Annotated in this window: 15 protein-coding genes; 10 read left to right on the forward strand and 5 right to left on the reverse strand. The window is 63.1% G+C overall.

What is annotated here, in order from left to right; translation table 11 throughout:
• Positions 1 to 69: 69 nt before the first annotated feature.
• From FHY55_RS20105 to FHY55_RS20630, 3 genes are all read right to left on the reverse strand, one after another.
• Entirely contained in the window at positions 70 to 1218 is a 1149-nt protein-coding gene (locus FHY55_RS20105) for a saccharopine dehydrogenase family protein (protein ID WP_140015883.1), read from the reverse strand.
• Positions 1215 to 2258, reverse strand: coding sequence for a saccharopine dehydrogenase (locus tag FHY55_RS20110; protein WP_140015884.1), 1044 nt, complete (start codon positions 2256 to 2258; stop codon positions 1215 to 1217). The genes FHY55_RS20105 and FHY55_RS20110 overlap by 4 nt, the downstream gene beginning before the upstream one ends.
• A 67-nt stretch (positions 2259 to 2325) precedes the next feature.
• Positions 2326 to 2481, reverse strand: coding sequence for a hypothetical protein (locus FHY55_RS20630; RefSeq protein WP_168223071.1), 156 nt, complete (start codon positions 2479 to 2481; stop codon positions 2326 to 2328).
• A gap of 166 nt (positions 2482 to 2647) precedes the next feature.
• On the opposite strand from FHY55_RS20630, the gene FHY55_RS20115 reads away from it, so the two are divergent.
• From FHY55_RS20115 to FHY55_RS20140, 6 genes are all read left to right on the forward strand, one after another.
• Complete coding sequence (locus FHY55_RS20115; protein WP_140015885.1) at positions 2648 to 4612, forward strand: AMP-binding protein; 1965 nt, start codon at positions 2648 to 2650, stop codon at positions 4610 to 4612.
• On the forward strand, positions 4609 to 5142 hold the full coding sequence (locus tag FHY55_RS20120; RefSeq protein WP_140015886.1) for a hypothetical protein: 534 nt from the start codon (positions 4609 to 4611) through the stop codon (positions 5140 to 5142). The genes FHY55_RS20115 and FHY55_RS20120 overlap by 4 nt, the downstream gene beginning before the upstream one ends.
• Before the next feature lie 27 nt (positions 5143 to 5169).
• Entirely contained in the window at positions 5170 to 5988 is an 819-nt protein-coding gene (locus FHY55_RS20125; RefSeq protein WP_140015887.1) for an ABC transporter ATP-binding protein, read from the forward strand.
• Positions 5989 to 6064: 76 nt separating this feature from the next.
• A complete protein-coding gene (locus FHY55_RS20130) occupies positions 6065 to 6553 on the forward strand; it encodes a hypothetical protein (protein WP_140015888.1) in 489 nt (162 codons plus the stop codon).
• Complete coding sequence (locus FHY55_RS20135) at positions 6541 to 7065, forward strand: hypothetical protein (RefSeq protein ID WP_140015889.1); 525 nt, start codon at positions 6541 to 6543, stop codon at positions 7063 to 7065. The genes FHY55_RS20130 and FHY55_RS20135 overlap by 13 nt, the downstream gene beginning before the upstream one ends.
• Positions 7066 to 7075: 10 nt before the next feature.
• Positions 7076 to 8062: a branched-chain amino acid ABC transporter permease gene (locus tag FHY55_RS20140; protein ID WP_140015890.1), complete on the forward strand. Its 987-nt coding sequence runs from the start codon at positions 7076 to 7078 to the stop codon at positions 8060 to 8062.
• Positions 8063 to 8110: 48 nt separating this feature from the next.
• On the opposite strand, the gene FHY55_RS20145 is transcribed toward FHY55_RS20140, so the two are convergent.
• Entirely contained in the window at positions 8111 to 8452 is a 342-nt protein-coding gene (locus FHY55_RS20145) for a hypothetical protein (RefSeq protein WP_210410519.1), read from the reverse strand.
• Positions 8453 to 8665: 213 nt separating this feature from the next.
• On the opposite strand from FHY55_RS20145, the gene FHY55_RS20150 reads away from it, so the two are divergent.
• From FHY55_RS20150 to FHY55_RS20165, 4 genes are all read left to right on the forward strand, one after another.
• The gene (locus FHY55_RS20150; protein WP_140015892.1) at positions 8666 to 9742 is read left to right on the forward strand and encodes a branched-chain amino acid ABC transporter permease; all 1077 of its coding nucleotides are present in this window, start codon (positions 8666 to 8668) and stop codon (positions 9740 to 9742) included.
• A gap of 159 nt (positions 9743 to 9901) precedes the next feature.
• Positions 9902 to 11185 carry an ABC transporter substrate-binding protein gene (locus FHY55_RS20155; protein WP_140015893.1) on the forward strand — a complete coding sequence of 428 codons (1284 nt, stop codon included), beginning with the start codon at positions 9902 to 9904 and terminating at the stop codon, positions 11183 to 11185.
• Between the two features lie 98 nt (positions 11186 to 11283).
• Positions 11284 to 12111 (forward strand): ABC transporter ATP-binding protein, encoded by an 828-nt coding sequence (locus FHY55_RS20160; protein WP_140015894.1) that lies wholly within the window; start codon positions 11284 to 11286, stop codon positions 12109 to 12111.
• Position 12112: 1 nt separating this feature from the next.
• Positions 12113 to 12682, forward strand: a complete 570-nt coding sequence (locus tag FHY55_RS20165) for a hypothetical protein (protein WP_140015895.1) — start codon at positions 12113 to 12115, stop codon at positions 12680 to 12682.
• Positions 12683 to 12753: 71 nt separating this feature from the next.
• Here FHY55_RS20165 and FHY55_RS20170 read toward each other — a convergent pair whose 3' ends face one another.
• Positions 12754 to 13602: a hypothetical protein gene (locus FHY55_RS20170; protein ID WP_140015896.1), complete on the reverse strand. Its 849-nt coding sequence runs from the start codon at positions 13600 to 13602 to the stop codon at positions 12754 to 12756.
• Positions 13603 to 13733: the final 131 nt, after the last annotated feature.

The raw sequence follows: 13733 nt of genomic DNA on the forward strand, positions 1-13733 counted from the left end.
TTGCTGCCTGGCCCGTGCCCTGTCCCCGGCCCGTCTTCGCTGCCCCCAAAACGCGAAGGCGGGCCTTTTTTATCCCGTCAGGTGATCCACCACCATCAGATGTTGCGCCGTGGTGTTGACCCGCTCGAGCCAGCGCAGCACCAGCTTTTCATCAGACGGCGCGGCAGTAACGCCTGTCGGAATCTCATGGGCCAGCACGGCCTCAACGGCCTGCGCAACCGTGTCGCTGACCAGCCGCGCCATGGCGGAGCCGCGGGCATCGCCCCAAGCGTCCATCACGTAGCTCTTGTGATAGACCGGCACGCCTTCGGATTCCGCCTGAAGCGCCACGCAAAGCACAACGCGGTCTGGCTCACCCTCGGCATAGGCATGCTTATCCCAAAACTCATCCGCCATCTCGCGCAGGCGGTCATCCGCCTCGGGCTTTCCTTCCAGCGCCTCCACCTCGGCAAACACGTCCTTCCACGCATCCGCCCAGCCGTTCAGCCGCAGGGTGCCCCGCACGAAGTCCTTCACCTTCCAGCCGGGCTCAAAGCCATATTCGGCCATGAAAGGCAGGCTGTCGCGGTTGGGATAAACCTCGAAGCTCTCAGGCGTGGCCAGCGGAGCATCATAGCGGCTGAGCGCGTCCCACGGGCGGGACACGCGCAGCTCGGAGTGGCTGCGGATGGACACAGACGGAGATTTCAGCGCCTTCAGAACACCCAGCGGCGACCAGCTGAACTTGTAGCGAAACGCATTGGGCTCCTTCGGGATGCCGCCGCAATAGCTGATAAAGCTCAGCACGTTATCAGGGTTGAAGGCGTCCGAGGCGCGATAGTCGGCCATCAGCCAATGCGCCATCAGGTGATCTATCCCCGGATCGAGACCAACCTCGTTGACGAGGCGCAGGCCCTTTTCCTTCGCCGCCCCATCAAGCGCGCGCATCTCGGGGCTGATGTAGGAGGAAGAGACAAAATGCGCCCCCGCATCAAGGCAAAGCTCTGCCAGTGGCACGTGATGGTCGCCGGGCAGCATGGAAACCACAACATCTCCCGCGCCCAGAGCCTCGCTCAAGGCCTCCATCGAAAAGGCGCGAATGTCGTTCGTCAGGTCGCCCACGGCCTCGCGGGCCTTGGCTTCTGTCCTGTTCCACACGGCCACATCATCGCGCTCGCTCAGCAACCGCCGCAGGCCGGGAATGGCCGAAAGCCCTGTGCCGCACCAATGAATCGTCATTCCGTATGCTCCTTGAAAGTCTCAGCCGCCCGGCCCCAAACACCCTTGCCGATCTCGTCCAGCCGCAGGAGGTGGGGCAGCATCTGTGCGGCGAAATCCTCGCTGGATTCCTTGGGCAGCAGCGAGGGCAGGTTGTCGATTGCCATGACATCGAGCACCGGCTCATCCGTCGCCCGGTGCACGGGGTCTTCCCAGCTTGTTGCAGCGTCATAGATCGGGATCGGGTTGAAATCGCTCGTCGGATCGCAGGAAATATCGCCGATGGCCGCGAGGGCACGGGGCGCGGTGAGCGCCTCCCGGGGCACGAATACAGGCGTTTCCGGCCCCGCCAGAACGCAGTTGAAGAAGAGTTCGTTGCCAAGGATCTCGGGGAACGGCCCGCCAGACGCGGTTTCGGCGATATCCCAGCGGATGGGTTCAATGCCCACCTCTTCGCACATGTCGCCCGCCCCGGTGCCCACCCGGCCCAGCGCGCCGACGATCAGTGCGCGGGGCAGCGGCAGGCCCTCAAGATCTGCGCGGATTTCACTCACAAGGTCGGCCTGCTCCTCCCACTCGCGCACCGCAGGGCAAATCGTGCCCCGCTGCCCGGCAGCCCAGGCCTTCAGGGTGACGGCCGCGCCGACAAACCCCGCCCAATAGCCAAAGGCCGCAACACGGCGGCCGCCGGGCTCGGTAAGATACTCCAGATCATAAAGCGCCCCGCCGCCCGCCCGGAAGCGTCTCAGCAGGTCTTGCCCGGCGCGTTGGCCCTTGTAGGCATGGCCAAACATGATGTGGCGATGCACCAGCGGGCTGCCATCTTCCGGCAGTTCCTTGAGGCCGTAAATCAGGGTGCCCTCGGGCGCCTCGCGCCAGCTGCCGCGCGGGGCGATCTCTGCCCCGGCGTGGCGATATGGCTCCAGCGGCAGGATTCGGTCGGGGCTGTCTTCCACCGTCACCCTGAAGCCGCGCTCCAGCAGGGCTTCCACGCCATCGGGCACGAGGCCCACGCGCCGTTCATTCTCGCGCTCCTCGGCGCGGACCCAGAGGTGAACCATGTGACTTCCCCGCATGTTGCCGCCCGACTTAACAGTGCTGCGCAGGCGGGCGCAATCTCCTGTGGCGTCAGATCAGGCCGCGCAGCAGCGGCAAGACGCCGGCGGCGATGATTCCGACGAAGACGCCAATGGCAAAACGCGTCGGAATGCGCCAGCTCGCCGGAACGAAGCCTGCAAGCAGCCCGCAGACCACTGCGTAATACGCCAGCGAAACAACATCCATCGGTTCAACTCCCCGTTACTTCGGAACGGTGTTTCACACGTATTGAACAGTCGTTCAAAAAACATTTGACGCACGCCCCATGCCTTGACCATAGTAACCGACAATCAACGTCGGGCCAAAGGCCTGGTGCCTGGGGAGAGGCACCTTCTGGGAGGAGACATTGACGGTGACGGCAACGCCTGAGGGCGATCTTAAATCAATTCCTGCACTGCTAGCGCGGAACGCGCGCCAGTTTGGAGGCCGCCCGGCCTTTCGGGAAAAGGAATTTGGCATCTGGCAAAGCTGGACCTGGGCCGAGACCTCCGAGGAGATCGAGGCGCTGGCGATGGGGCTTATCGCGCTGGGGCTGGAGCCGGGTGATCATCTGGCGATCATCGGGCGCAACCGGCCTGCGCTCTACTGGTCTTTCGTGGCCGCGCAAAAATGCGGTGCGGTGCCGGTGGCGCTGTATCAGGACGCGGGCGCCGAAGAGATGGCCTATGTGCTGGAGCACTGCGGCGCGCGCTTTGTCATCTGTGGCGATCAGGAGCAGGTCGACAAGGTGATCGAGGTGCAGGAGAGCGTGCAGGGCATCGACCAGATCATCTATGTCGACAAGCGCGGGCTCCGGAAATACGACCACACCCATATGAACGCCTATGCCGATGTGCAGGCCGAGGGGCGTGCGGGGCGGCAAAGGCTTGAGCCGGTGATGCGCGAGCGCGAGGCGGGCCTTGGCTACGACGACACCTGCGTGATGCTCTACACCTCCGGTACGACCGGCAAGCCCAAGGGCGTGGTGCTGAGCAACCGCAACATCATCGAAACCTCAAAAAACTCTGCGGCCTTCGATCATCTGACTGAAAAGGAAGAGATTCTCGCCTACCTGCCATTGGCCTGGGTGGGCGATTTCATCTTCTCCGTCGGGCAGGCGATGTGGACGGGCTTTTGCGTGAACTGCCCCGAAAGCGCCGAGACGATGATGACCGATCTGCGCGAGATCGGGCCGACCTATTACTTCGCCCCGCCCCGGGTTTTTGAAAGCCAGCTGACCAATGTGATGATCCGAATGGAAGATGCCGGGCGATTCAAGAAATGGCTGTTCGATCGCTACATGGCGCATGCCCGCGAGGTGGGCCCGAAGATCCTTGACGGCAAGCCGGTGAGCGCGGGCGACAAGCTGAAGTACAAGCTCGGGGAGCTGTTCATCTACGGGCCGCTGAAGAACACGCTGGGCTTTTCGCGGGTGCGCGTGGGCTACACGGCGGGCGAGGCGATCGGGCCGGAAATCTTTGATTTCTATCGCTCTTTGGGGATCAACCTGAAGCAGCTCTACGGCCAGACCGAGGCCAGCGTTTTCATCACCCAGCAGCCAGATAACGGCGTGCGGGCCGATACGGTGGGCGTGGCCTCACCCGGTGTGGAGCTGAAGATTGGCGACAATGGCGAGGTTTACTATCGCTCGCCCGGCGTCTTCGTCGAATACTACAAGAACCCCGAAAGCACCGCCTCGACCAAGGATGCCGAAGGCTGGGTGGCGACGGGCGACGCGGGCTTCATCGAAGAAAGCACAGGCCACCTGCGCATCATCGACCGGGCCAAGGATGTGGCCAAGCTCGCTGACGGGCGGATGTTTGCCCCCAAATACGTGGAGAACAAGCTCAAGTTCTACCCCAACATCCTCGAAGCCGTTGTGATCGGCGCGGGGCGCGACCGCTGCTGCGCGATGATCAACATCGACCTCGGCGCGGTGGGCAACTGGGCGGAGCGCAACAACATCAGCTACGCGAGCTATCAGGAACTGGCGGGCCACCCGGATGTGCTCAATATGATCCAGAGCCATGTAGAAGAGGTTAACGCCTCGATTGCAGAGGACGAGATGCTCTCGGGCTGCCAGATTCACCGCTTCCTTGTGCTGCACAAGGAGTTGGACGCCGACGATGGCGAGTTGACCCGCACGCAGAAGGTGCGGCGCGGGGTGATCGGCGAAAAGTTTGCCGACCTTGTCGATGGGCTCTACGGCGGTGCCGACAGCATCTATACCGAAACCGAAGTGACCTATGAGGATGGCCGGAAGGGCAAGATCAAGGCCACGCTGGAGCTGCGCGACGCGAAGGTGTTCGACTCCACGCAGAAGGTGGCGGCCGAATGAGAGAGGCGCTGGCATCCTTCGTGATTCTCGGCGCTCTCTTTGCCGCGCCAGCAAGTGGCGAGCCGATGGTGGAAGCCTTTGAAACCCATTGCCTTTCAGCCCTGCAAGAGGGCGTGGCGGTGAATACCGAAGGCCTGGAGCAACTCGACGCCGAAAGCCTTGGGCGCAAGCCGATGAAGATGGCCGCCGCCGAGCCGCCAAAGTTCTTTGCCCTGCCGGGGGGCGAGGCCTTTTTGGGGGTGCTCTATTTGGGCGGTTACCAAGGCTGCATGGTGGGCCATCGCAGCGGGCACAAACTGGCCCCCGGGGCCTTTGCCGCCCTTGTAGAACAGGCCGATCTGCTGCTGCTCGAAGAATGCGACGAGACGGACCCGGACATTGCCGTGGCCACCCGCCCCAACTCCATCGGGCGCTATTTCATGGTCAGCCACAGCACCAGCAGCGCGGGCAATGATGAACTGATGGCGATGGAGCGCACCCTCCCTCACACGGGCCGCGCCTGCGACAGCTCGGGCGGGGGTGGAAACTAATGCGTTTTCAAAGAACTGGATGGTCTGATGCTTGATACCGCCGAGAGCTACACCACCGAAGATGGCCGCACGATTGGCGGGGTCATGATGGAAATGAAGAACATCACCCTGCGCTTTGGCGGGGTGGTGGCGATCAAGGATATTTCCTTCGACATCCGCGAGGGCGAGATCCGCGCCATTATCGGGCCGAACGGGGCCGGAAAATCCAGCATGCTCAACGTGATAAGCGGGTTTTACAATCCGCAGGAGGGCGAGGTGTGGTTTCATGGCGCAAAGCGCCCCCCGATGAAGCCCTATGAGGTGGCGCGGCAGGGGATTGCCCGGACATTTCAAAACATCGCGCTCTTCGAGGGCATGTCGGTGCTCGACAACATCATGACGGGCCGCCTTGGCTTTATGAAATCGGGGATGCTGGCGCAGGCGATCTGGTGGGGGAAGGCCGAGAAGGAAGAGATTGAGAACCGGGAAGCCGTTGAAAAGATTATCGACTTTCTCGAAATCCAGAACATCCGCAAAACCCCGGTGGGCCGCCTGCCCTATGGCCTCAAGAAACGCGTCGAGCTGGGCCGGGCGCTGGCCGCCGAGCCCAAGCTGCTGCTGCTCGACGAGCCGATGGCCGGGATGAACGTGGAGGAGAAGGAGGACATGAGCCGCTTCATCCTCGACGTAAATGACGAATATGGCACGACAATTGCGCTTATCGAACACGATATGGGCGTTGTCATGGATCTCTCCGACAGAGTCGTGGTGATGGACTACGGCAAGAAGATCGGGGATGGCACGCCGGACGAAGTGCGCAACAATCAGGACGTCATCGACGCTTACCTGGGAGTTGCACATGATTAGAGAGATCGCCGCGTTAACCGCCGACAAGGTGCGAAAACGATACAGCCACAAACCATGCACATCCTATGCACATCCCATGCATACGAGGATGCGCCTCGCCTGCGCCGCGCTGGCGTTAACGCTTTTGGGTGCCGCCCCGGCCCGCGCCGTTGCGCCGGACGTGCTGAACGAGTTTCTGACCTACTGCACCGAGGCCATCGCCACCGCCAGCCCAACCGGGCCGACACTGCCGCGCGGGGCGCAGGCCAATGACACCGGCGCAATCCTTGCCACGCCCACAGTGCCGCATTTTTCGATGCGCAAGGACAGCCGTGGCGATTGGGTGTGCGAGGTTGGAGACAAGCAGGCCAAGGTGATGACCCGCGTGGTGGAGGATTACCTGCGCACGGTGAACACCGTCGACAAGTATCGCTCCACCTTCGGGGAAAACCGCTACATCGCCGCCACGATCTGCGTGGGGCCAAATGCGGTGGCGCTGATCCTGAATGGCCCGCTCAGCAATGAGCTCGTGATGGGCACGGCGGTGTTCTCCGGGGGCAAGGTCAGCTCGGGGTGCGACGGGTGAAGGCGCTGGCGCTTCTGCTCGCGGCGGGAGCCGCGCCGGCCGGGGCGAACCCGGCGGCCATAGGCGAGGCGCTGGCGCTTTGTATCGACGTGGTGGAAGCGCAGAGCCGCGCGCCGCTGGACGAGGCCGGGCTGAACATGCTCGCGCCAAACACCCTGAGCCCGCCGCAATGGAGCGCGCGCTACCGCTCGCCTGCCGGGATCGGAGAGATTTTGGCGGAACGGGGCGCGCAGGAGGCAGAGGGCCTGCCCGCAGAAGTGAGCTGCACGCTGCACCTTCCGGCGGCCAATGGCTCTGCTGCTATGCGCTGGGAAAAGCTCGGGCTCGGGCCGGTGATGGCGCTGGAGAGCAAAGGCTTTGCGCAGAATGGCGGCAGCTACGTGTCCCCGAAGCTGGCCCGGTGCACCGGCACCGACACGCCGATCTATGTGAGCTTCACCCATAACGAGACCAAGCAGGCCGTGGTGGCGCGGATGAGCAACCGCCCCGACGACGGCCAAGACCCTTGCTAGGAGAGCGATGATGCCCGATCAGCTGTTGTTTGCCATGGAAGTCACCCTGAACGGGCTGATGGCGGGCGTCATGTATGCGCTGGTGGCGCTTGGCTTCGTGCTGATCTTCAAGGCCTCGGGCATCTTCAACTACGCTCAGGGCGTGATGGCGCTGTTTGCGGCGCTCACGCTCGTTGGGCTGCAGGACGGGCAGATTCCGTTCAGCCATCTGATCAACGCCACCTTCGGCACCGATCTCCACCACTTCGGCTGGCACATGCCGGCGGTGCTGGCGATTGTGCTGACGGTCGCGGTGATGGTGCTGTTTGCCTGGATCGTGGAAAAGCTGATCCTCAAGCACCTCGTCAATCAGGAGCCTATCATCCTGTTCATGGCCACGATCGGGCTGGCCTACTTTTTGGAAGGCTTCGGAGACCTGATGTGGGGCAGCGACATCAAGAAGCTGGATGTGGGCCTGCCGCAGGGCATCAACATCTGGATCGACGAAACCACCTTTGGCTGGTTCGGCTACGGCTTCTTCATCGACAACCTCGATATCGTGGCAACGGTGGTGGCGGCGCTGCTGGTGGCCGGGCTGGTGCTGTTTTCGCAATACACCAAGCAGGGCCGCGCGCTGCGGGCGGTGGCCGATGATCACCAGGCGGCGCTGAGCGTGGGCATCAGCCTGCGGTTCATCTGGGTGCTGGTCTGGGCGATTGCGGGCTTTGTGGCGCTGGTGGCCGGGATGATGTGGGGCACCAAGAGCGGCGTGCAGTTTTCACTCTCGCTGATCGCGCTGAAGGCGCTTCCTGTTCTCATGCTGGGCGGCTTCACCTCGATCCCCGGCGCGATTGTGGGCGGGCTCATCATCGGCATGGGCGAGAAGCTGTTTGAGTTCCTCATCGGGCCGCTGGTCGGCGGCGCGACGGAAAACTGGTTTGCCTATGTGCTGGCGCTGATCTTTCTGGTGTTCCGCCCGCAGGGGCTGTTTGGGGAGCGGATCATTGAACGTGTCTGACCGGCCCCTCACCCCCAGCAACGCCCGGTTGGCGGCCGCGCCCGTGCCTCAGCGTTGCGTGGCGGCGATAAACACGCCCAGCCCAACGGCGCCGAGACCCAAGAGGATGATTGCCGCCTGCGCTGACACGCCGAAGAACACCGCAATGGCCACAACCAGCACGCCTGACACGATGATATACGGCATCAGCCCGCCGAGGATCTCGGCGCAGGTGCCCATCATGCAATCAAGGCAGCGCCGAAAGAGCCCTTTTGGGGCCTTGGGTTCGCTCAGGTCCGCCGGCATGTCTTCCAAGGGATGGATCTGCGTTTGCGGCGACAGGGGAACGAAGCGGTTCTTGGAGCTCGGCATTAATGTCCTCAGGGGCGTTGTTCGGAACAATTTGCCCAAAGATTGCGGCAACTGCTTGGCGGCATTGTCTCGAAAGCAAGAATACGCTGGCGTCGGCACGGGCCGGATGACGGGCCAGCGGCGCGCCAGAGGCGGAGACCTGGGCGCGGCGCTTCCGCGTATGACGGGGCCTGCCATCGCCGTTGCCGAAGTGGAAACAAACAACTTGGGCGGCCCGGTGGCGGGATTGGCTCAAAATGGAGGAAATGGCTGATGCTCTACCGTGAGGCCGGCGACTTCAAAACGAGTTACGCCGCAGACAACCAGACCTTTCCCATCAAGTTCGACCGCTGGCGTTATTACGCGATTCTGGTGGTGGCCTTCGGCGTCGTGCCCTTCATCATCAACGACTACTGGGTGAGCGCGGTTTTCCTGCCCTTCCTGATCTATGCCATCGCCGCAATCGGGCTGAACATCCTCACCGGATACTGTGGACAGGTCAGCCTTGGCACCGGCGGGTTCATGGCTGTGGGGGCCTATGCCTGCTACAAGCTGATGACGGCCTTTCCGGATGTCAGCATCTTCTTTCACATCATCCTTGCGGGCGGCGTGACGGCGGGCGTGGGCATTCTGTTTGGCCTGCCGAGCCTGCGGATCAAGGGGTTTTACCTTGCCGTGGCCACGCTGGCGGCGCAGTTCTTTCTGGTCTGGCTCTTCAACCGGGTGCCGTGGTTTTACAACTACTCGGCCACCGGGCAGATCAGCGCGCCAGAGCGCACGATCTTCGGCATCAAGATCACCGGCGCCGAAACCGAAGCCTGGGCGACCTATCTGTTCTGCCTTGTCTTCGTGGTGCTGCTGGCCCTGCTGGCGCGCAACCTCACCCGGGGCACGGTGGGCCGCAAGTGGATGGCGATCCGTGACATGGATATCGCCGCGGAGATCATCGGGGTAAATCCGCTAACCGCGAAGCTCTCGGCCTTTGCGGTCTCATCCTTCTTTATCGGCATCGCGGGGGCGCTGTTCTTCTCTGTCTATCTCGGCGCGGTCGAGGTGGGCGAGGTCTTTGGCATCAACAAGAGCTTCCTCGTGCTGTTCATGGTGATCATCGGCGGGCTGGGCTCTATCTTCGGCAGCTTTGCGGGCGCGGCCTTCTTGGTGCTGTTGCCGGTGCTGCTGAAAAACGTCTTCGTCGGCACGCTGGGCTGGCCAACCGATCTGGCGGCGCATCTGGAGTTCATGATCATCGGCGGGCTTATCATCGTGTTCCTGATCGCCGAACCGCATGGGCTGGCGCAGCTTTGGCGGGTGGCGAAGGAGAAGCTGAGGCTCTGGCCGTTCCCGCACTGAGCGGGGCGGGTGGTGGGCAGATTGCCCACCCTACCGATTGCTTCGGGCCGCAGCGCCCGGACAAAGGGTTGGCCCACCGCACGGGCCGAGGAGGAGGAGACCGGGGGAAAACCCTGGCGCGCAACGCAACATCGGACCAACCAAGGGAGGAGACACCCGATGAGACTGAAACTAGCAACACTGGCGCTTGGCGCGGTGATGGCCGCCGCTCCGGCGATGGCAGAGATCACCATGTCGGCGCTGAGCTACCGCACCGGCCCCTACGCGGCCAACGGCATTCCGTTTGCGGATGGCTATCAGGACTACTTCACCCTGCTCAACGAGCGGGACGGCGGCATTGGCGGCGAGATGATCAACCTCGTCGAATGCGAGACCGGCTACAACACCGAGAAGGGCGTGGAGTGCTATGAATCCACCAAGGGTGAGGGCGTTCTGGTTTACCAGCCGCTGTCGACCGGGATCACCTATCAGCTGATCCCCAAGGCCACCGCTGACGGCATCCCGATGCACACGATGGGCTATGGCCGCACCTCGGCCAAGAACGGTGCTGTGTTTCCGTGGGTGTTCAACTATCCGGCCAACTATTGGGATGGCGCCTCTATTGCCATCACGCATATCGCCAACGAAGAGGGCGGCGACCTGAGCGGCAAGAAGGTGGCGCTGGTCTATCACAACTCCGCCTATGGCAAGGAGCCGATCCGCACGCTGGAGAGCCTCGCCGAAAAGCACGGCTACGAGCTGATGCTGCTGCCGGTCGATCACCCGGGCCAGGAGCAGAAGAGCCAGTGGCTGCAGATCCGCCGGGAGAAGCCCGACTACGTGATCATGTGGGGCTGGGGCGTGATGAACCAGGTGGCGATTCAGGAGGCGGTGAACATCCGTTTCCCGATGGATCATTTCATCGGCATCTGGTGGTCCGGCTCTGAGAATGACGTGCTGCCCGCCGGTGATGGTGCCGATGGCTACAAGGCGCTGACCTTCCACAACCTCGGCATGGAATACCCGGTCTATGACGACCTGAAGACCCATGTGGTCGACAAGGGGCTTGCCGCCGGCGCGGGAGACCAGCTGGGCACGGCGCTGTACAATCGGGGCATGTATGCCGCGATGCTGGCCGCCGAAGCGGTGAAGACGGCGCAAGAGCTGAGCGGCGACACCGCCATCAGCCCGGCGCAGATGCGCGACGGCATGGAGAACCTCGAGATCACCGAAGCCAAGATGGCCGCTCTCGGCCTGCCCGGCTTTGGCCCCGAGTTCACCGTCAGCTGCGAAAACCACGGCGGCAACGGCTTTGGTGCCGTGGCGCAGTGGGATGCAGCCGCCAAGAAGTGGAGCCTGATCACCGACTACTACCAGTCCGATCTGGAGATCCTCGCGCCGCTGATCGAGGAAGACAGCGCGGCCTATGCCGCCGAGGCGGGCGTGGAGCCGGCCTGCAACTGATGTGACTGCTCCCGGCCGGACCGTTCCGGCCGGGAGACCCTTTGGGCCATTTTCGAGAAAGACCGGGGGCGCCCTGCCGCCGGAAGGAGAGCCAGACCATGCTGGATGCCGCCAAGCCCGACGCCGAGACGCTGCTGGAGGTCAACAACATCGAGGTGATCTACAACCATGTGATCCTCGTTCTGAAGGGCGTGAGCCTGAAGGTGCCCAAGGGCGGCATCACCGCGCTGCTGGGCGGCAATGGGGCGGGCAAGACCACCACGCTGAAGGCAATCAGCGGCTTGCTGCGCTCGGAGCGCGGCGAAATCACCAAGGGCAGCATCACCTATCGCGGTGACAGGCTGACCGGAGAGGATCCGGCGGCGCAGGTGAAGAGCGGCATCATTCAGGTGATGGAGGGCCGGCACTGCTTTGAGCATCTGACGGTGGAGGAAAACCTGCTGACCGGCGCCTACACACGGAGCGACGGGCGCGGGGCCACCGATGCCGATTTGCAGATGGTGTATGACTATTTCCCGCGGCTGAAAGAGCGGCGGAAGAGCCAGGCGGGCTACACGTCGGGCGGTGAGCAACAGATGGTGGCGATTGGCCGGGCGCTGATGAGCCGCCCCGAGACGATCCTGCTGGACGAGCCGAGCATGGGCCTCGCGCCGCAGCTGGTGGAGCAGATCTTCGACATCGTGCGGCGGCTGAACGAAGAGCAGGGCGTGACCTTCCTGCTGGCCGAGCAAAACACCAACGTCGCCCTGCGGTTTGCCCATTACGGGTATATCCTCGAGAGCGGAAGGATCGTGATGGACGGCCCCGCCGCCGAGCTGCGCGAGAACCCGGATGTGAAGGAATTCTATCTCGGGATGAGCGAAGAGGGCCGAAAGAGCTTCCGCGATGTGCGCAGCTACCGGAGACGCAAGAGGTGGCTCGCCTGAGATGGGTGACCGCGTCTGGTATATCGCGCGGCCCGGGCCGACGCCGGAGGATGTGGATGAGCGGGTTGCCCGTTTGATCGCGGCGATGAAGGCGGCGGGGCTGATCGCGGGAGAGAATGACCCGGATTCGGTTCTGATCGCGGCGCAGGGGCCAGCCTATCGGCCCGGACCTCGAGCAGAAGAGTCGCTGCCGCCCGGCTATGGCCGAACCTCGGAGCTGCGAACCAATGGAGCGGAGTTCATCGCCGGGGCAATCTTCAACTGGAGCCCATTGAACGTGGATGAATTCACCGCGCCCTGCTGCGGAACGCGGATCGACGCGGGCGAGATTGTCGACACGCTTGGAACGGCGGCGGGCGTAGAGAAAGACTTTTCCGCCACCGCCGTGACCTGCCCGCATTGCGGCGCGCAAAGTGGTGTGAACGCCTGGGCCGGCGACGGCTTTCTGCTGGCCGGTTGCGGTGTGAAGCTGTGGAACTGGCAGGTGATTCCCGAAGTTCTCGACCCTGTACGCAAGCTCGCACGCGAGGCATTGGGGCCAGAGCTTGTGGAAGACGGTTACAAGATATGAGCGAAGGCGGGACACGTCCCGCCTTGCGGGGTGCGGCGCCGGGCCTTGCGCGTGGCGGGACCAGTCCCGCCCTACGCCTCGGCCTCGGCGCGCATTTCGGCGATGCGTTCCAGCGCCTCTTCTCGGGTATTGCGGATGTTGGGCTCAAAATCCTGGCTTTCGGAGCGCAGGCGAATGTCGGCCTCGGTTTCGCTGCCCGGTGCGTAGCGCACCGAGCCGAGCGAGGCCGCGAGGTTGAGCCGTTTGCCGCGGGAGGCATAGCGGACCCATGCGGCAGGCTCGATGCGGCAGCCCTCGTAGTTGATCAGGAAAAACCACTTGCGATCTGTCTCCATGATCCGCTCTTCGATGTGGTCATAGACATCATCGACATCCCGGGCGTTGGCGAAGGTGAATTGCGAGAAATCCACCTCCATGATCACCTCCTCGGGCCGAAAGGCGATGCGGCGGCGAATGTCTTCAGGCCCGTGGCTGGGTGTATGCACGATGCGGCGCTGGCGGGTGTTCTTGAACGTCTTGAGCCGGGCCAACGCGCTGTCACGGTCCGGCAGGAGGTTGGCATCAAAGTTCTCGGTGCCCGCCGAGCGCTCGATCTGGGCGCGGGTGGCCTCGCCAACGTCAAACCGGACGGTGCCCATGGAATAGGCGAGGTTGAGCGCCCTGCCCCGCCGCGCAAAGGCGATCCAAGCTTCCGGATCAATCCGGTTGTCGGAGTAATCGACAAGGAAAAACCACTTGTCTTCGCCACTCGCGGCAATGCGCTCTTCGATCCGATCGTAGAAGCGATTGACGGCGCGGGAGTTGGTGAAATGCAGGCCGGAAAAATCGGCCTCCATGATCGCCTCCGCCTCGTGAAAGGAAATGCGCGCGTCGAGAAACGCATCGGAGAGGGCAGCGCGGGTTGCGGCAAGCTGGGGCATAGGCCGGGGCCTTTCGTAAACAGACATGACTCGCGCGCTTGTGGACTATGCCACGGCCCGCGTGTCAGACCAGAGGTTGAGATGCCGCAGCGGCAACCTTGGCGGCGAACCGCCCAACCGGCAGCAATCTG

Source organism: Oceanicola sp. D3 (assembly GCF_006351965.1).
In the GTDB taxonomy this organism is placed as follows: Bacteria; Pseudomonadota; Alphaproteobacteria; order Rhodobacterales; family Rhodobacteraceae; genus Vannielia.